The sequence below is a fragment of the Shewanella donghaensis genome (assembly GCF_007567505.1).
GTDB lineage: Bacteria > Pseudomonadota > Gammaproteobacteria > Enterobacterales > Shewanellaceae > Shewanella > Shewanella donghaensis.
In genome coordinates, this window is the sequence record NZ_CP041783.1 from 4,510,465 (window position 1) to 4,527,290 (window position 16,826).

Annotated in this window: 17 protein-coding genes and 1 pseudogene; 10 read left to right on the forward strand and 8 right to left on the reverse strand. The window is 40.1% G+C overall.

Going from position 1 to position 16,826, the window contains the following annotated elements; all coding sequences use genetic code 11:
* Nucleotides 1-77: 77 nt before the first annotated feature.
* The 3 genes and pseudogenes from FPK91_RS19265 to FPK91_RS19275 all read left to right on the forward strand — a co-directional run.
* Nucleotides 78-289 (forward strand): annotated as a pseudogene (locus tag FPK91_RS19265) (isocitrate lyase); the annotation flags it as partial.
* Between the two features lie 275 nt (nucleotides 290-564).
* Nucleotides 565-2,028 (forward strand): HDOD domain-containing protein, encoded by a 1,464-nt coding sequence (locus tag FPK91_RS19270; protein WP_405127323.1) that lies wholly within the window; start codon nucleotides 565-567, stop codon nucleotides 2,026-2,028.
* Nucleotides 2,029-2,075: 47 nt separating this feature from the next.
* Nucleotides 2,076-2,990 carry an alpha/beta hydrolase gene (locus FPK91_RS19275; RefSeq protein WP_227006626.1) on the forward strand — a complete coding sequence of 305 codons (915 nt, stop codon included), beginning with the start codon at nucleotides 2,076-2,078 and terminating at the stop codon, nucleotides 2,988-2,990.
* A gap of 82 nt (nucleotides 2,991-3,072) precedes the next feature.
* Here the strand turns inward: FPK91_RS19275 and FPK91_RS19280 are convergent, their stop codons facing one another.
* From FPK91_RS19280 to FPK91_RS19295, 4 genes are all read right to left on the reverse strand, one after another.
* Entirely contained in the window at nucleotides 3,073-3,552 is a 480-nt protein-coding gene (locus FPK91_RS19280; RefSeq protein WP_144213478.1) for a nuclear transport factor 2 family protein, read from the reverse strand.
* 144 nt (nucleotides 3,553-3,696) lie between these two features.
* Complete coding sequence (locus tag FPK91_RS19285; protein WP_144213479.1) at nucleotides 3,697-4,521, reverse strand: M90 family metallopeptidase; 825 nt, start codon at nucleotides 4,519-4,521, stop codon at nucleotides 3,697-3,699.
* A gap of 151 nt (nucleotides 4,522-4,672) precedes the next feature.
* Nucleotides 4,673-5,071 (reverse strand): CopG family transcriptional regulator, encoded by a 399-nt coding sequence (locus FPK91_RS19290; protein WP_144213482.1) that lies wholly within the window; start codon nucleotides 5,069-5,071, stop codon nucleotides 4,673-4,675.
* Complete coding sequence (locus FPK91_RS19295) at nucleotides 5,031-5,777, reverse strand: AAA family ATPase (protein WP_144213484.1); 747 nt, start codon at nucleotides 5,775-5,777, stop codon at nucleotides 5,031-5,033. Before FPK91_RS19295 ends, FPK91_RS19290 begins: the two co-directional genes overlap by 41 nt.
* Before the next feature lie 390 nt (nucleotides 5,778-6,167).
* Between FPK91_RS19295 and FPK91_RS19300 the strand changes: the two genes are divergently transcribed.
* Nucleotides 6,168-6,380, forward strand: a complete 213-nt coding sequence (locus tag FPK91_RS19300) for a DUF3820 family protein (RefSeq protein ID WP_144213486.1) — start codon at nucleotides 6,168-6,170, stop codon at nucleotides 6,378-6,380.
* A 73-nt stretch (nucleotides 6,381-6,453) separates the two neighbouring features.
* Here the strand turns inward: FPK91_RS19300 and FPK91_RS19305 are convergent, their stop codons facing one another.
* From FPK91_RS19305 to FPK91_RS19320, 4 genes are all read right to left on the reverse strand, one after another.
* Entirely contained in the window at nucleotides 6,454-6,990 is a 537-nt protein-coding gene (locus FPK91_RS19305; protein ID WP_144213488.1) for a GNAT family N-acetyltransferase, read from the reverse strand.
* Nucleotides 6,991-7,065: 75 nt separating this feature from the next.
* Entirely contained in the window at nucleotides 7,066-7,368 is a 303-nt protein-coding gene (locus FPK91_RS19310) for an NrfJ (protein ID WP_144213490.1), read from the reverse strand.
* Nucleotides 7,369-7,528: 160 nt separating this feature from the next.
* Nucleotides 7,529-9,292: a bifunctional metallophosphatase/5'-nucleotidase gene (locus tag FPK91_RS19315; RefSeq protein ID WP_144213492.1), complete on the reverse strand. Its 1,764-nt coding sequence runs from the start codon at nucleotides 9,290-9,292 to the stop codon at nucleotides 7,529-7,531.
* A gap of 185 nt (nucleotides 9,293-9,477) precedes the next feature.
* A complete protein-coding gene (locus tag FPK91_RS19320; RefSeq protein WP_144213495.1) occupies nucleotides 9,478-10,560 on the reverse strand; it encodes a CNNM domain-containing protein in 1,083 nt (360 codons plus the stop codon).
* 158 nt (nucleotides 10,561-10,718) lie between these two features.
* Between FPK91_RS19320 and FPK91_RS19325 the strand changes: the two genes are divergently transcribed.
* The 6 genes from FPK91_RS19325 to FPK91_RS19350 all read left to right on the forward strand — a co-directional run bounded on the left by FPK91_RS19325 (nucleotide 10,719) and on the right by FPK91_RS19350 (nucleotide 16,819).
* Nucleotides 10,719-11,840 carry a bifunctional tRNA (adenosine(37)-C2)-methyltransferase TrmG/ribosomal RNA large subunit methyltransferase RlmN gene (locus FPK91_RS19325; protein ID WP_144213497.1) on the forward strand — a complete coding sequence of 374 codons (1,122 nt, stop codon included), beginning with the start codon at nucleotides 10,719-10,721 and terminating at the stop codon, nucleotides 11,838-11,840.
* A 33-nt stretch (nucleotides 11,841-11,873) separates the two neighbouring features.
* The gene (gene pilW / locus FPK91_RS19330; protein ID WP_144213499.1) at nucleotides 11,874-12,656 is read left to right on the forward strand and encodes a type IV pilus biogenesis/stability protein PilW; all 783 of its coding nucleotides are present in this window, start codon (nucleotides 11,874-11,876) and stop codon (nucleotides 12,654-12,656) included.
* A complete protein-coding gene (locus FPK91_RS19335) occupies nucleotides 12,657-13,613 on the forward strand; it encodes a RodZ domain-containing protein (protein WP_144213501.1) in 957 nt (318 codons plus the stop codon). It abuts the gene before it with no gap.
* A 40-nt stretch (nucleotides 13,614-13,653) separates the two neighbouring features.
* Nucleotides 13,654-14,769, forward strand: coding sequence for a flavodoxin-dependent (E)-4-hydroxy-3-methylbut-2-enyl-diphosphate synthase (gene ispG / locus FPK91_RS19340; protein WP_144213503.1), 1,116 nt, complete (start codon nucleotides 13,654-13,656; stop codon nucleotides 14,767-14,769).
* Nucleotides 14,770-14,869: 100 nt separating this feature from the next.
* Complete coding sequence (gene hisS / locus FPK91_RS19345) at nucleotides 14,870-16,144, forward strand: histidine--tRNA ligase (RefSeq protein WP_144213505.1); 1,275 nt, start codon at nucleotides 14,870-14,872, stop codon at nucleotides 16,142-16,144.
* A 54-nt stretch (nucleotides 16,145-16,198) separates the two neighbouring features.
* Nucleotides 16,199-16,819 carry a tetratricopeptide repeat protein gene (locus FPK91_RS19350; protein WP_144213507.1) on the forward strand — a complete coding sequence of 207 codons (621 nt, stop codon included), beginning with the start codon at nucleotides 16,199-16,201 and terminating at the stop codon, nucleotides 16,817-16,819.
* The last annotated feature ends 7 nt before the right edge of the window (nucleotides 16,820-16,826 follow it).

Consider the following 16,826-nt stretch of genomic DNA (forward strand, 5'->3'; position numbering starts at 1 on the left):
GTCACAAGTACTTTTACATATTTACAGTTTAAAATTAACGCTTGGTATTGCATTAGGGTTTTATTGATACCGACTAATTAACCTATGACTATGCTCGTGGTGAAGGTTTGAAGCACTACGTTGAGAAAGTACAAGAAGTTGAATTTAAAGCGGCTGAGAAAGGTTATATATTCATGTCGCATCAACAAGAAGTGGGCACAGGTTTCTTTGATAAATCACGACCTGTATTTAAGGCGGTAATTCTTCAGTAACGGCATTGACTGCTTCTACCAAAGAAGAACAGTTTTAACCTCACTTTTGTAACAGTTGAGCTGCTTTGCAGCTGATGTCCCCCGATGTAGCTCACCTACAGGTTCCATCGGGTTTTTATCCAGTATTTTGAATTTTAGTGCGAGCTAGTTGTCGTTCTTAATGCGAGGATTTTTACTTCCTACCCAGTAAGTTTTCAACCAATCGCTTGTGTTGCGGCTCTTCGGAGCCGTTTTTTTTTGCAAAAAAATAGCGTGAGTTGTTAGTAAAACGTTATAGTAATAAAAGTGTCTTATATACCTAATTGAGAACGTCTTGAAGCCGCAATTACCTATAACAAAAGGCGTTGATTACTGGACTAAGCGTATTAGTGATCAAGAAATGCCTGCTCTATGTTCTACTATTCGAGATTTAGAGAAACTCGCCAAAGATGATGTTTCTTCACTCGCCTCTCTAGGCCGCAGTGTCATGCATGATAATGCGCTGACGACTCGAATTTTAAGGGTGGCCAATAGCGCCACATATAACAAGGGCACCAGCCATGTCAGTACGGTTAGCAGAGCTGCCGTTATGCTGGGTTTTGATACCATTCGTAATATTTGTATTACAGCCAAACTCCTTACTAGTTTACTGGAAAGTCACAATCTTTCAGAGTCAGTTTATCAACGTCTGATTAAATTGATGGCACACTCATTTCAAGCTGCGATGATTTCGCGATTAATGTTGAAGGATTACGATGAAGCGTTGCGTGAAGAAGTGTTTATTGCGGCGCTATTGTACCGCATTGGTGAAAGTGCATTTTGGAGTATAGGCGGTCATACCGTTGAACCGCTTGATCAAGCTTTACAACAATGCGATTCCCTTACTGCAGAAAAAGCAATAGTTAGGGAGCAATTGGGAACCTCTTTTAACCAGCTAACGTTAAATATTGCTAGAGCTTGGGGGCTTGGGGATGTACTTACCACATCACTCTCGCACCCTGATGAGCGTATGCCTGAAATTCGCAGCATTTATTTATCCAATCAGATTACTGATGCGCTTGCACAAGAGCATGTTGATGTTGATAGCCTTAATGATTTATTGGTTTCTGCAGCCGAAATTCAAGGGGTAAGTTTAGCCCAATATAAACACCTACTATCACGGTGTGCTGATGCAACGGTTAAGTTGGCAGAAGCTTACGGCGCAAAAGTGTTAGTTAATTATCTACCTGAAACCGCTGCGATTATAAAAAACCTCGATGAGCCTGAGCAGCCTGCGGTATATCGGGAAACGGATCTCATAACATTGCTTAAAAAGTTACGAGAATTAACTGAGCACGCAATTAAAAAGGCTGACTTTAATCAAGTCGTGCAAACCACATTGGACGGCATATTAGAGGGCGTGGGTGTAGATCGTTGCGCTGTTATGTTGTTATCGCCCAATCGTAAGTTACTTTCGCCTAGAATCGTTATAGGTGATGGCGCTGAGCGGTTTAAGCAACAGCTTTTGGTTGAAATGAGTGGCTCACAAAATCCATTTCTAGACTGTATTGAAACCAAACAGTCAGAATGGGTTCAAACGTTAAAATCTCATCAACTGGGATACTTGCAAGGTGAGTATGATTTTAATCAGTTGGCGCATGGATTTATTATTGCGCCGATTGTTGTCAATAATAAAGTGATAGGCTTGTTCTATGCCGATAAACACTCATCTGAACGAAACTTTACTCAACAAGACTTTGATAGCGTTAATCATTTAACTCAGCTTGCGAATTTATGCTTTGGTTTGACGGTAAGTTAATTTGGGTGATTGAATTTATGTACTTTAAACATGTAAGGAGCAACATTGTGCAACAAAGTGTTGAAATGGATAAATCGAAAAAGGTGTCTTTGATAGACTTGTTTGTTGCTGTGATATTTACATGCTTAATTTGCTATTCAACGAGCTTATTAGCCAATGAGGTAATTGAAACTGAAACGCCTTTACCTGCATCATCAATAGCTCCTGCATCATCAATAGCTCCTGCCTCATCAATAGCACCAGGATCACTTACTGTTTTCGATAGTGAAAGGCAGCGCCATATACCTGTTGAGTTATATTTACCTCCGGTAACCGCTAATTGCTCTAGTGAATCTCAATGCAAAGTTGCAATATTAAGTTCAGGTTATGGCTTACTTCACACTGACTATGGGTTTATTGCTAATGAACTCCAGCAAAGTGGATATTTAGTCATTGCCATACGTCATGAGTTGCCAGGTGATCCTGCGCTTTCTGTTACTGGTGATTTATATCAAACACGCGCCGAAAACTGGCAAAGAGGAGCAGAAACACTTGAGTTCGTGCATGAATATTTTAAAGCCGCAAAAGAGCTAAAAAATCTCATTGTTGCTCAATTCAATTTTAATGATGTTACCTTGATAGGCCATTCAAACGGTGGTGATATTTCTGCTTGGCTTGCAAATAACCAAGACGAAGACAATGGTTATATTACTCGTATCATCACCTTAGATCATCGTCGTGTCCCTTTGCCAAGAGATGAAAATATTAGCGTGTTATCAATTAGAGCAAGTGACTTTCCTGCTGATCAGGGTGTGCTACCTAATAAGGCCGAACAAACACTTTTAGGGCATTGTGTTATTACCATTGCGAATGCAAAGCATAATGACATGTCCGACTATGGTCCTCGGTGGCTTAAAGAGGCTATACAAAAGATAATAAATACTGAGCTCAATGCCCAAATTAAACAGGCCAACTGTGATTAACTGGCTTGAGGTAATCTACTGGCAGGTATTAAACTGAAAGTTCAACGTCATTGAAAGGGGGGTTGAAAATAACTTAGTTAAGTTATTTATCCGCGCCGATTAACAGGGCCACGGCTTTAGCGTTCTCGTTTGGTACTGCGATACTTAAATGATATTGAACAATCTTCCAACCATTATCTGTGAGTTGCAGCGCTCCTGTTCCACGACATAATCCATAACTGGCACTTTCAAGTAATTCATCAAAAACGATGGTGTTATCAAACTGCAGTAATTCTCGTGAAGTTACCTCGTAATGCCAACCATCAGTCGGTCTGGCATAACCTTCAAATTGCTGCATATCCCAACGCTCACTGGCATCTGTTCCTAGGAAAACAGCTTGTTGATCATAAAGAGAGAAATAGCCGTCCCAGTTAGCTTCACTGGCATCTTGGTGCAATTGATCAAGTAAGGTATCAGCTTGTCGCTTTGACTCGTCTGAGATGCTGTCTTGAGCTGATACTTGAATCGAAGACATGACCCATAAACTGCTGGTTAATAAAAATGTCAGAATCGCTTTATGCATGAAAATTCCTTGTGTAATGATTTCTGCTTTAAATGCCGAAAATGGTTAATAAATTTATTGATGCTAAAGCGGCTAACTGTAATAAGAATCTTGTAATTAGACGCTTGTAACTATGAACTTATATCTAGGCGCTTAGCGCCAATTTTAGTGCCAATTAATCGGGTCTAATTGGTAAAACTGGCTCAGTTCTTTATAAAGCAAATTGTGCTGTTGGTAAAATTCTACAGGCTTTTCAAAGAAAGTCTCACTTATCACGGCAAAAAATTCAGCAGGATTGGTAGCGCCATAATAGTTAAATAATGAAGGTAAATGTTGCTGGGCGCAATATTGTAATGACTCGAACTCACGACCTAGTGTGGTTGACCATGTTTTATAGTCGGTAATGTCCCTTAGTGTCGGCGCGCCATTGGCATTACCATTTTCTTGGTCTAGCTGATGAGCAAATTCATGAATTACCACATTTTGACCATCGAACGGATCTGCCGCGCCATCTAGGGTGCTTTTCCAAGATAGGATTATTTTACCATTGCCCCAAGATTCACCTAACAACACATTGTGTTTCGTTGATGCCACACCGGCAAAGTCGGTATTATTTTTTTGCACGATAAAGGCGTATGGATAGACCAGAATTTGTTTTAACTTAGGATAAAAGTCGGTTTTACGATTAAGCAATAATAAACAAGCTTGGGCAGCAATGGTGACTTTTACTTCATCGGTAATCTCAAAGCCATCACAGCCGACAAACTGTTTCTCATCGATAAATACTTGAATATGGTTTTTAAGTTGCAGCTGCAAGTCAGTAGGAAGAGCTTTAAAGTAAGGAATACGGTACTTAAGTATTTTACGCCATGCTTTAGGGAAAGGCGTTGCAGTCACACTTTGTCGGCGTTTTGCGGTACGTTGTGGCTTAGTCACGATATATACGATGGCGATTACTGCGATTGCTACCAGTAAAAATACTGCAAACATTAGCCTTTCCTAGTCAATATTAGATAGTCATTATGTTATTGGGTAAGAATAAGCCAAATTCAAGTGCTGATATTTTTTGAAATAAAAAAACTGGCAAACAACTTTCGTTGCTGCCAGTAAAGAGGGGGAGTCTAAATATTATTATTGAGAGTTATCTTACTTTTATCCTTTGTTCTATGTACTGTTGCTCTTGTTGTGACAATGAAAAATGTTGCTTAATAAGTATACGAATGAGTTTTGATTTAGCTATCTCGCTACTTTCGCTCAATTGGGTTAATTGCTCTATCGCGGCTTCGCTTAAGGTAAATGTTGAGCGTCTAAATGGTTTTGGCTTCTCATTTAAAGGTTCATTCGCTTCAGCTGGTTTTTGCAATTCAAACAGTTGTTGCATCGCTTGTTGATTGGAACCAAGATGCTCACAATCACTTAAACGCTGTGGTTTACCCATGGCATAGTGATTTGCAGCTTCAATAAAATCATCCACTGTCATTTGAGGCGAAAAATTAGCGCTACATGGCGTAACGTTTTTCTTCAGGTCGGCTAGCCCCATGATTCCCCCTTAATGATGTGACATTGGCAGTATCATGTCGTTGTTGAATTATTTGTTGGGCACTTTCTACTTCGAGTAATTCACAGGCAATGTTACGAATTTCGTTTGCTGCTTTACCTGAAGGGTCTATTTCGATGACTGACAAGCCTGATTCTTCACTGTCATCATAGATATTACGGCTGTATGTAATCGATTCTAGGACGTTAATGTCATAGGTTTTGCAGACATCTTTAGCTTCAATAATTCTACTGGCTTGGTTAGGCAGGCTAGGGCATTGGGTTACAACAAATGAGGCTTTCATTTTGGGATTAATCATTTTACAGGTAGCGACAATATCATCCATGTGGCTCACTGTTTTTAAATCTCTGCGTTTAGGTCTTAGTGGCATCAATGCATGGGATGCTACTGACAGCGTTGCCCGTAAAGCGAGGTTGTCTTGGCCACCGCAATCGACAATCACATAGTCATAATGTTGTTCCAGACTGAGCAAGTCGTTACGGATTTTTCCGTATAACTGGACGCAGTTAATGGCAGGTAAATCAGGATTATTATTGCGTGCCTGGATCCAATCCGATGACGTTCTTTGTGGATCGCAATCAACCATAATTATACTGGCGTTTGCTTCTTTTGCGAGAAACACCGCTATATTCTGGGCTAAACAGCTTTTGCCGCTCCCCCCTTTTTCGCCACCGACTAAGATAATCATGAAAACATCCCCTGATAATTCAGATTTAAACGGACTGTTGCATGCAACACCTTACGTTATTGTTATTAACTTTATGTCGACTTATGTAACGCGTCAATAACCTATAAATTGACGATATGTACAGCTTTGACGAGACATTTTATTTTGACAATAATGGGTTAAACGGCAGCTTTTTGACTAGTTTGAAATAGTGCTGATAAAAGAAAACCTTTAGTAACTATTTTAGTTACTTATTAAAGGTTGGGGTTACTTGAGGCCATTTAAAGATCAAGCCTCTTGCTCGGGAAAGCGATTAGTCATAACAAGAATCAGCTTTTTATTTAATTTATATTCCAAAATGTTATATTTGATTTGGACAACAAATAGTGATTTTAGAGAAGATTTTATCCAATGAATGAACAATTATTACTGGAAGCGGTAAATCAAACCATGCCTTTTGGAAAGTATGCAGGCCGAAAACTGTTGGAATTACCGGAACCCTATTTAGTGTGGTTTCACAGTAAAGGATTCCCAGAGGGCAAACTTGGGGAGCAAATGGCACTGATGTATGAAGTGAAATTAAACGGTTTAGAAGAGATGTTGCAACCGCTTTTGAAGAAATAACATCCTGAGTATATCTGATTCTTGGTAAAGTATGGCTAATCAAAATCAAAACTAAAGCTAGTTTAAACCTAAGCTAGTTGAGTGGCTTAACCAAATAAAAACTATTAATGACTTGTTGTTTGGTCATTTGGTAGCTGGGTTGTATCAGTGTAAAACCTTGCTTAAGGAAAAATCCTTTAGATAAGTATGAAGCGTCAACACTAAGTTCTCTATATCCTTGTTTAAGTACCCAGTGCTCTAAGGTCGCATAGAGAGCGATGCCGACGCCTTGTCTTTGATAATCAGGCGCAATATATAAACTGTCTATATATCCTCTGGTATTAAACTGAGTCTCAACATTAATCACCCCAATGACCAAAGGTTGTTTTGTGCTGGAGTCGTTATTGCTGGTAAATAATTTATTGGTATCGACCATTAACCAACTTTGACTTCGTTGTAATCTATATTGCCAATGTTTCTCAGAGCGTGGTGCAGTTGACCAGGCGGTTAGTTGAGCTTGCTTGTATCTCGGATGTGAAATGGTTCTAACACTTTGATGAACTAGCAGACTCACCTGTTTAGCCAGTGTTGAGTCGAATGGGATAATTGAGTATTGAGTGGTTTGAGTCATGTTTACTTAAATTAAGATAAAAAAATCGGCCAATGATAATTAGCCGATTATGCGTTTATTGGTTGCTAAAGAGAGTTATTTTTTATCGATTTTGCCAACAAATAATAATTCATCAAAAGTTTTGTTCAGTGTGCTGCTGGTAAAGTCCTGCATCCACATTTGCTCTGACATGCTAACAGTATCGCCTTTAGCAACTTCTACTTGAGGTCCTGCAGCCCAGAATGTTTTGTCTTCTGCTTTAACTTGAATATAGGTGTAGCCGCCGCTGTTCATTGTTTCAAGAACTTCGCCTTGATGCATAATACCTGCAGCCCATGCTGAAGATACGCCTAATGCTAGTGTTGCTGCTGCAGCTAATTTAATCAGTTTTGCTTTCATGAATATGTTTCCTATTTGATTAGGCTAAATTTTGCAATGATTCAAATCATGAATCTACATAAAGATGCTTTATTAAATCACGAAGCTTACACAGGGTCTGTGATCCGCTGCAGATTTGTGAATACAACATTAGCATAACCGATAATTTTTTTAGCAAATATTATCGGTGGCTAATGTAATACACATTGGGTTGTAATGGGTTCTCAATCAAGTTGCTATGTTGGCTAACAAAATCAACAAAGGCTTCTGGTAAGGTCATTGTTTGCATATCTTGTTGCCAATGTGCTTTTAGTAGAGCGTCGTAACCTTCTTTACCTGAGGCGGTATAAGCTGAAGATACCCCGATATAGAGCTTTTCAGGATCAATCAGCGACCATTGACCAGCGTGGGATTCTTCAATAGCGGTGATGCGTTGATTGATAGGTAAGGTTCCATCGTAGTAATACCTTATGCCATAAGCATAGGGGAAACTCCCTGCCCCTGTTCCTATTATGCCGTTATTGGTTGCGGAATTTATCGAAGACTCTAAAACCTCATATAAGAACTTACCTTGAATTTGGTATTTCACTAGCGGCAGCTCAAAAGGCAGAATGCGTCCTAGTACATCAGCCACAGACAATTGCCCTTTACTAAGGGACTGCCTAACCCCGCCGGCATTATGTAATGCAAAATCTAATTCAGGTTCTGAGGTTTTAGTGGCTTTGTACATACTTCGACATACCCAAGGAGCGATTTCACTGCCATGGGGGAAATCTTTACTTGGCAGGCGTGTATGAATAAAATCTCTAGGAATATGTCCTAGCACTTGTTCTTCTAATGCCGTTAATGCTGGGCGATATTGGCTCATTATGGTTTGATGAACAGCATCGCAAAATTGTCCATCACGTATTGATGGGTGTGCTTTTAACTTGGCAATAATAGCATTAGCTTGCGCGGTTGATGGTAGAGCTTCAACTTCATCTTTAGCAATTACTTTGCCTTTATTATTAAATGAGATGCTAATTTCATCATCTATCATAAAGTAGTTATCACCACTAATTGATGTGCAAACGCCAGTATCATCGAAAGTCATTTCAGCAAGACCGAATACTTCGGCATACTTACTCGCATGGATAATAGGTGTGCCATTAACCCTTTCTGCATAAGCGGTATGACTCAAGCCTAAATCGTCAAAACTGCCTTGTAAAGTGTGAGAGTGACCGCCAACAATGACACTTATGCCATTCACTTTTTCTGCCAGTTCTTTGTCTTGATCATAACCAAGGTGGCTCAACACAATAATGTGCTTTATGCCTTGTTGATGCAGTTGCTTAATCGTGTTGTCTGTTGTTTCAATAGCATTAATAAAATGGGTATCAGGATCTGGTCGCGCGATAAGTGCCATTTGATCTAGGGTGATTCCAATGATGGCTATTTGAGTATCATGAAAGGGCTTAATCAGCACTTTGGCACAGTTTGTATCGTTGTCGTAGTCATACAACATTGGATGGTTACTGAGGCGGCCTTCTTTTTCGGTGAGCTCTTGACTAAGATCCATATTGCCAGCTAAAACTGGAAATTCGATGCGGTTTAAAAAGGCTAAAACAGGGCTGTTGCCAGCATCTATTTCATGGTTACCGAGCACCATAGCATCTGGTTTTAGCATATTTAATAAGTGAGCATTGGCAGAACCCTTAAACTCCCGAAAATATAGTGTTCCCTGGAAACTATCGCCGCCATGTAAAAAAAGAAATGCGTCTTTATCTTGTTTTGCTTGATGCCTTGCCGCTTCGATTTGATGGCTTAAGCGGGCATAGCCACCCGTTGAGGTCGCGGCTGTATATGTTTGATTTTCGTTCGTTAGCGTAAACTTAATCGCACTTGGCTCAAAATTAGAATGCGTGTCGTTGATATGAGCAAGGGTTAGGCGGTAATTATTTGACATCGTTTCCTCTAACGACAGATAAGACTCAAGGTCTTCATTCTGCGAGATTTGTGCTTAAGCGAATACTGCAAGCTATAGTGTACTTAAGTTGTTGTTAATATATAGCGTTAAATATTGTTTATATTCAAAGCTAAAAAAGGGAGCTTAGCTCCCTTGTTTAAATAAGCATTTATGACTAACTGTTGTTACTTTGGAGGCGTTTGAATGTGTTTAGTAAACTCGCCGTCATCTGATAAGACAATACCTTTATGCTTCATACGTGAACTCCACAATTTACGCGCAAGTTGCTGCATGTCAGTTACAGGATCATTAGAGTCGACAATTTCTAAACCAAGTAACGATTCAACAATATCTTCTAATGTCACAATGCCTTCGCCCGAACCGTATTCATCAACAATCATGGCGATTTTAGTGTTTCGTTTAATCATCAATTCAAAAATGGGTAAGATTTTTGCCGTCTCAGGAATAACCAAAAGGTTTTTCTTTAATACACCAATTGATTCTTTGGGCGTATAACGCTCCGCTTGAATAATATTATTGCGATTAACATAACCAATAATATTATCAGGATCGTCTTCGTACACCGGAATTCGTGTAAAAGGTTTTGATAAGTACAGTTTTACAAATTCACTTTGTGCAAGGGTCACTGGTAATTTAAACATGACTGTTCTTGGCGTCATAATCGCTGAAACAGGCATTTCTTTTACTGATAGCATTTGCGTCAAAATCGCAGATTCTTGCTTATCGAGTTCGCCAGATTGTCGGCCTATTTCAGCCATCGCACTCATTTCTTGACGAATATACTGACCCTCGTCACCTTTGCCCATTAATTTAGTGACTTTTGAAGACATCCAAATTAATGGTTTAGTCGCACGTTCCATCCATACCAAAATAAGCGAAACTGGGGCGGCAAGTGCTCGCCAATTGTTTGCACCTATAGTTTTAGGAATAATTTCAGAGAAGAACAAAATAAGAAACGTAAGCACAGCGGAGAACACGCCTAGCATGTCATCACCAAATACTTTTGCGGCTTGTGCACCAGCAACTGCAGCACCCACAGTATGAGCAATGGTGTTTAATGTCAGGATTGAAACCAGTGGTGATTCCACATTTTGTTTCTGTTTATCAAGCCGTTTTGCAGCTTTAGGGTTAGTTTTTGCTAAGTTGGCAATATAACTAGGTGTGACAGACAGTAGAACCGCTTCAAATACACTACAAAGAAAAGAGATTGTAATGGCGATAAATACTATAATGATAAGAGTTATCATAAGGGTGGAATTACACTTCCAAAAGGCAGACCAAAAGTAGTCCAAGGAAATTCTAGCATAGTCTATTAGCTTTGTTGCTAGTTCTATAGCCAAAATTTGTTAGGATCTGTATAATTCGCCGCCCGCACGTACGTTTTAGGTTTTTGAGGTTACACAGCATGAGTGAAAAAAAGATCAATTTATTAGATCTTGATCGTAAATCGATGAGAGCGTTATTCGCAGACATGGGCGAAAAACCGTTCCGCGCCGATCAGTTGATGAAATGGCTTTATCACTTTGGTGTTAATGACTTCGAAGAAATGAACAACATTAACAAAGTATTACGCGGTAAATTAGCCCGTAAATGTGAAATTGTTGCACCAGAAATTGCCAGTTTTCAAAAGTCAGAAGATGGCACCATTAAGTTCGCTATTAATGTTGGTCAAGGCCAGGAAGTTGAAACGGTTTACATTCCAGAAGAAGACAGAGCGACCTTATGTGTATCATCACAAGTTGGCTGTGCACTGGAATGTACTTTCTGTTCAACAGGTCAGCAAGGTTTCAACCGTAATTTAACGGTATCTGAGATCATCGGGCAAGTTTGGCGCGTATCTGAATTTTTAGGTTTCCATAAAGATACTGGTGACCGTCCTATTACCAACGTTGTGATGATGGGAATGGGAGAGCCGTTATTAAATTTAGCCAATGTGATTCCAGCAATGGACATCATGTTAGATGATTTTGGTTTTAGTCTTTCAAAACGTCGTGTCACATTATCTACTTCAGGTGTCGTACCTGCATTAGACAAGCTAGGTGATGCTATTGATGTTGCGCTAGCTGTAAGTATTCATGCGCCCAATGATGAATTACGTGATGTATTGGTGCCGGTAAACAAAAAGTATCCTCTAGAAGAGTTCTTAGCAGGTATTCGCCGTTACTTAGAAAAGTCCAATGCAAACCGTGGACGTGTTACAGTGGAATACGTCATGCTTGATCATATTAATGATAGTACTGACCAAGCACACGAATTAGCCAAGTTAATGAAAGATACACCGTGTAAAATTAACTTAATTCCATTTAACCCTTATCCAGGTTCTCCATACGGTCGCTCTTCTAATTCTAGAATTGACCGATTCTCAAAAGTATTAATGGAATATGGCTTAACCGTTATCGTTCGTAAAACCCGTGGTGATGATATTGATGCCGCTTGTGGGCAATTAGCGGGTGATATTCGTGACCGAACTAAGCGTTTAGCAAAAAAACAAATGCAACAAAATCAGATTTCGGTCACAATGGATTAACTCTTTGTTTTATAGATTAATAGGCGTTGTAATATGCATGGATTGCCAAAGTTTTTAATTGTAGCTACGCTGGCATTGCCTTTAATCGGTTGTGTGACAGAACGAACTTATACTGGAACTGATATTCCGGTAGCAGAAAGAACATTAGATAAAGAAGCCGCAGCGAGAGAAAGAATGCAGTTGGGGCTAACTTATTTAAATCGTGGCAATATCGAACAGGCTAAATTTAACTTAAACCGTGCTGTTGATTATGCGCCGCAGTTAAGTTCAGTTCATACAGCAATGGCATTTTATTACCAGACAGTGGGTGATGATGTGCGAACTGAAGAATCTTATCGTAAAGCGATTGATACCAATGATGCTACTGGTGATGCGATGAATAACTTTGGGGTGTTTTTATGTCAAAAGCAGAAATACCCACAAGCAGAATCGATGTTATTAGCGGCGATTGAAAGTAAAGAATATACTCGCACAGCCTCAAGTTATGAAAATTTGGGCGTGTGCAGTTTATCAGCAGGAGATGCTGATAAAGCAAAGCAGTACTTTGAAACTGCTTTGCGTTATGATCCAAGAAGACAGTCAACTTTGAAAGAACTGATTGAACTTGCCATATCAGAAAATGATTATGATACGGCTAAGATCAATTTAGATCGCTTTCATCGAGTGGCACAGCAAACACCTGAGAGCTTAGCATTAGGTATTAAGATTTCGCACGAGTTGGCGGATGAGGAAGCGGTAAAACGCTACGGAATTACGTTAATTGCCAAATATCCTGCTTCAGAACAAGCAAAAGAATACAGGGCAAATTTGCATTAAATGACAAATAAAAATAACGAAGCTGCCAAAGATGCAGAACAAAGCGAATCATTAGAGGCTGTTGCTACAGCTGGCATGCTATTGCGCACTGCGCGTGAGAAAAAGGGCGTGTCGATCGAGGCGGTTGCAATACAACTACATTTACGTCCTAGTGTTATTGAAGATATTGAAAATGATAATTTCGATAATATATCTTCTGCGACGTATGCCCGTGGCTATGCTAAGAACTTTGCTAAATATGTTGAAGCTGATGTTGTTGCTATTCAACAATGTTTAGCGCAGCAATTGCCTGACGAAACGGCTGTAATGCAGAGCTTTTCTCGTAAAACGTCCCGCGACGCTCGAGATAGCCGTCTAACATTAGTGACTTATTTGATTGTTTTTGCATTACTGGGTTTATTGTTGGTGTGGTGGATTCAAAAAGACTCGTTATTAATGACGATTGATTTATCAAAGCCGACAGCGGAAGAGCTAGCTGAAGCTAAAACGCCAGTACAAACTGAAGATTTATTAGAACCAGAAATCGATCCTAAGCTGGCTTATACCGCTCCTTCCACGACAGAGCCTTCAACAACTGCTCCTTCAATGACTGAGCCATCTGAAACTCAATCTAATGATTCATCACAAGTTGTTTCATCGCAGTCTGAGATAGAATCAACAGTAGATTTGGCAAATAACGTACAAACTAATGCGACTAATTCAGCAGCCTTAATCGGTAACGATAAAATATCGCTTAATTTCAGCGGTGATTGCTGGGTTAACATTATTGATGCTAAGGGCAAGACCCTAGTTGATGGTGTGAAAGGTTCTGAAAGTTCTGTAGAAGTTACTGGTTGGGCGCCGTTCAAAGTCGTATTAGGCGCGCCGCAAGTCGTCACTATTAGTTTTAACAATGAAGATGTCAGCTTAGCTGAGTTTTCTAATCGTGTGGCCAAGTTAACGCTACCTAAAGCGTAACGTTAGCTAAATTTTTTGGTAAGCAGTAGAGCAACTGATTATGTATAACGAATCTCCAATTATTCGCCGTCCTTCTAGCCGCATTTATGTGGGAGATGTTCCGATCGGTGATGGTGCGCCAATTGCGGTGCAGTCGATGACAAATACCAAAACCACTGACGTCGACGCCACAGTTGCACAAATATTAGCGCTTGAAAAAGTCGGTGCTGATATTGTGCGCGTTTCAGTGCCTACCATGGATGCCGCAGAAGCGTTTAAATTGATCAAGCAACGCGTAAGCGTTCCACTGGTTGCCGATATCCATTTTGATTACCGTATCGCACTTAAAGTTGCTGAATACGGTGTCGATTGCCTGCGTATTAATCCAGGTAATATTGGTAATGAAGAACGTATTCGCAGTGTGGTTGAATGTGCTCGCGATAAAAATATTCCAATTAGAATTGGTGTTAACGGCGGTTCATTAGAGAAAGACTTAATGGACAAATATCATGAGCCAACACCTGAGGCATTACTTGAATCAGCAATGCGTCACGTGGATATTTTAGACCGTCTTAACTTTGACCAATTCAAAGTCAGTGTTAAAGCTTCAGATGTCTTTCTTGCGGTTGAATCATACCGCTTGTTAGCGAAGCAAATAATACAGCCTTTGCATCTAGGTATTACTGAAGCTGGTGGCGCTCGAGCGGGTTCGGTCAAGTCTGCAGTAGGTCTAGGTATGCTGTTAGCTGATGGTATTGGCGATACATTACGTATCTCGTTAGCGGCTGATCCAGTCGAAGAAATTAAAGTCGGTTTTGATATCTTAAAGTCATTACGCATACGTAGCCGCGGAATTAACTTTATTGCATGTCCATCTTGTTCAAGACAAGAGTTCGATGTTATTAATACCGTTAATGCACTGGAAATGCGCCTTGAGGATATTACTACACCAATGGATGTTTCTATTATTGGTTGTGTGGTTAATGGTCCTGGTGAAGCGTTAGTTTCAGATATTGGCTTAACAGGCAGTCATGGTAAAAGTGGTTACTATGATGACGGTAAACGTCAAAAAGAGCGATTTGATAACAATGACTTAGTGGATGCACTAGAAGCAAAAATTCGTGCAAAAGCAGCGATAATGCAAAACAGAATCGATATCAAAGACGCAACAGAATAAGTTTGCCTTAGATTAAAAATGCACCTTACCAGCAGTGGTAGGTGTATTTTTGTGTAAGGCATTAGATTAATTAATTTAGCTAAAATTAGGCGAATTAAACGTGGCAAAACAGATCCAAGCAATTCGTGGAATGAACGACATTCTGCCAACTCAAAGTCCTTTATGGCAGCAAGTTGAAGCGGTTATTCGCTCAACGGTTAGTGCTTATGGTTACAGCGAAATCCGTACTCCTATTGTTGAAAGTACTGATCTTTTTAAACGCTCTATTGGTGAAGTTACCGATATTGTTGAAAAAGAAATGTATACCTTTGCGGACCGTAATGAAGACAGTTTAACCTTACGTCCTGAAGGTACAGCTTCAACTGTGCGTGCAGGCAACGAACACGGTTTACTGTATAACCAAGAGCAACGCTTGTGGTACATGGGACCTATGTTCCGTCATGAACGTCCTCAAAAAGGTCGTTACCGTCAATTCCACCAATTTGGTGTTGAAGTATATGGTATCCCGACTGCTGATACCGATGCTGAAGTGCTGATGTTATCTGCAAGGTTATGGGATTCATTTGGTATTCAAGACCACGTTAAACTGGAACTCAATACTTTAGGTGATCCTGCTGAACGTGCTGCATACCGTGATGCATTAATTGCATTTCTAGAGCAGCATAAAGAACAGCTAGATGAAGACTCACAGCGCCGTATGTATTCAAATCCACTACGCGTGCTAGATTCTAAATCGCCACAAGTTCAAGCTATCCTAACTGATGCTCCAGCATTAATGGACTATTTGGGTGAAGAATCAAAAACACATTTTTCTACCTTATGTGAACTCTTAGACGCTGTCGGCATCCAATACACAATTAATCCTCGTCTTGTGCGTGGTTTAGATTACTATAACCGCACTGTTTTTGAGTGGGTTACAGATAGCTTAGGCTCTCAAGGTACTGTGCTAGCAGGTGGTCGCTATGACGGTCTTGTTGGACAGCTTGGTGGTAAAGATACCCCTGCTGTGGGTTTTGCAATGGGTCTTGAACGTATTGTATTACTACTCGAAACGCTAGGTTTAGATAAAGATGTTGCACCAGTGGTTGATGTGTATGTAGCCGCTATGGGCGAAAATTGCCTCGTTGAAGCAATTAAAATTGCTCAAGAGTTGCGTCAAAGCCTGCCACAGCTTAAAGTCATGAGTCATTGTGGCGGCGGTAACTTTAAAAAGCAGATGAAACGTGCTGACAAGAGTGGTGCTGAGTATGCGCTTATCATTGGTGAAAACGAAATTGCCAATAACCAAGTCGCTGTTAAGCCATTGAGAAATAAGAACGAACAACTTTTGGTTGCCCGAGACGATTTGGCGACCACTATTAAATCATTATTTTAATATTAGCGTTTAGCTAATACAAAAACAGAACTGAATAGAAAGGGGAAGTGCCGCGTGGAAATTTATAGCACAGAAGAACAACAAGTCGATGCTATTAAGCAGTTCTGGAAAGATTACGGAAGCTCTATCATTGTGGGCGCAGTAGTTGGTCTAGGTGGACTATACGGTTGGAACTATTATTCTGACGTAAAAATTGAGAAATCAGAAGCGGCATCAGAAGCATTCCAAGGTATCGTTGCAAACAACAGTGATAGTGCAGCAGTACAAGCTGCTATTACTGAGTTTGGTGCTCAACACGATCAAAAAGGTTATCAAGCCTTGCTTGAATTAATGTCAGCCAAAGCAGCTGTTGAAGCCGGTGATTTAGATAAAGCTGAAATCGCTTTTACCAAAATCATTTCAGCTAATCCTGGTGCATCTTTAGCGTCTTTAGCTACACTGCGTTTATCTCGTGTTCAAGCTGAACAGGGTAACTTAGGTACTGCAATTGCGACACTAGATCAAATCACCGATGAAGCATTTAATGCTCAACGTGACGAATTTAAAGGCGACCTACTTGTGCGTCAAGGCGACATGGATAAAGCACGCTCAGCTTACCAAGCAGCTGTTGATAACGGCGGCGCGTTAACGAGTCCTGCATTACAAATGAAGCTAGACAATTTAAACAAGGCATAAGGAATTA

Coding starts and splice junctions, on each gene's coding strand:
- FPK91_RS19315 (WP_144213492.1), bottom strand. CDS start 9,292: ATGTCAAATAATTACCGCCTAACCCTTGCTCATATCAACGACACGCAT.
- FPK91_RS19305 (WP_144213488.1), bottom strand. CDS start 6,990: ATGACTCAAACCACTCAATACTCAATTATCCCATTCGACTCAACACTG.
- FPK91_RS19325 (WP_144213497.1), top strand. CDS start 10,719: ATGAGTGAAAAAAAGATCAATTTATTAGATCTTGATCGTAAATCGATG.
- ispG (WP_144213503.1), top strand. CDS start 13,654: ATGTATAACGAATCTCCAATTATTCGCCGTCCTTCTAGCCGCATTTAT.
- FPK91_RS19335 (WP_144213501.1), top strand. CDS start 12,657: ATGACAAATAAAAATAACGAAGCTGCCAAAGATGCAGAACAAAGCGAA.
- FPK91_RS19310 (WP_144213490.1), bottom strand. CDS start 7,368: ATGAAAGCAAAACTGATTAAATTAGCTGCAGCAGCAACACTAGCATTA.
- FPK91_RS19320 (WP_144213495.1), bottom strand. CDS start 10,560: ATGATAACTCTTATCATTATAGTATTTATCGCCATTACAATCTCTTTT.
- FPK91_RS19280 (WP_144213478.1), bottom strand. CDS start 3,552: ATGCATAAAGCGATTCTGACATTTTTATTAACCAGCAGTTTATGGGTC.
- FPK91_RS19290 (WP_144213482.1), bottom strand. CDS start 5,071: ATGGGGCTAGCCGACCTGAAGAAAAACGTTACGCCATGTAGCGCTAAT.
- FPK91_RS19295 (WP_144213484.1), bottom strand. CDS start 5,777: ATGATTATCTTAGTCGGTGGCGAAAAAGGGGGGAGCGGCAAAAGCTGT.
- FPK91_RS19300 (WP_144213486.1), top strand. CDS start 6,168: ATGAATGAACAATTATTACTGGAAGCGGTAAATCAAACCATGCCTTTT.
- FPK91_RS19285 (WP_144213479.1), bottom strand. CDS start 4,521: ATGTTTGCAGTATTTTTACTGGTAGCAATCGCAGTAATCGCCATCGTA.
- pilW (WP_144213499.1), top strand. CDS start 11,874: ATGCATGGATTGCCAAAGTTTTTAATTGTAGCTACGCTGGCATTGCCT.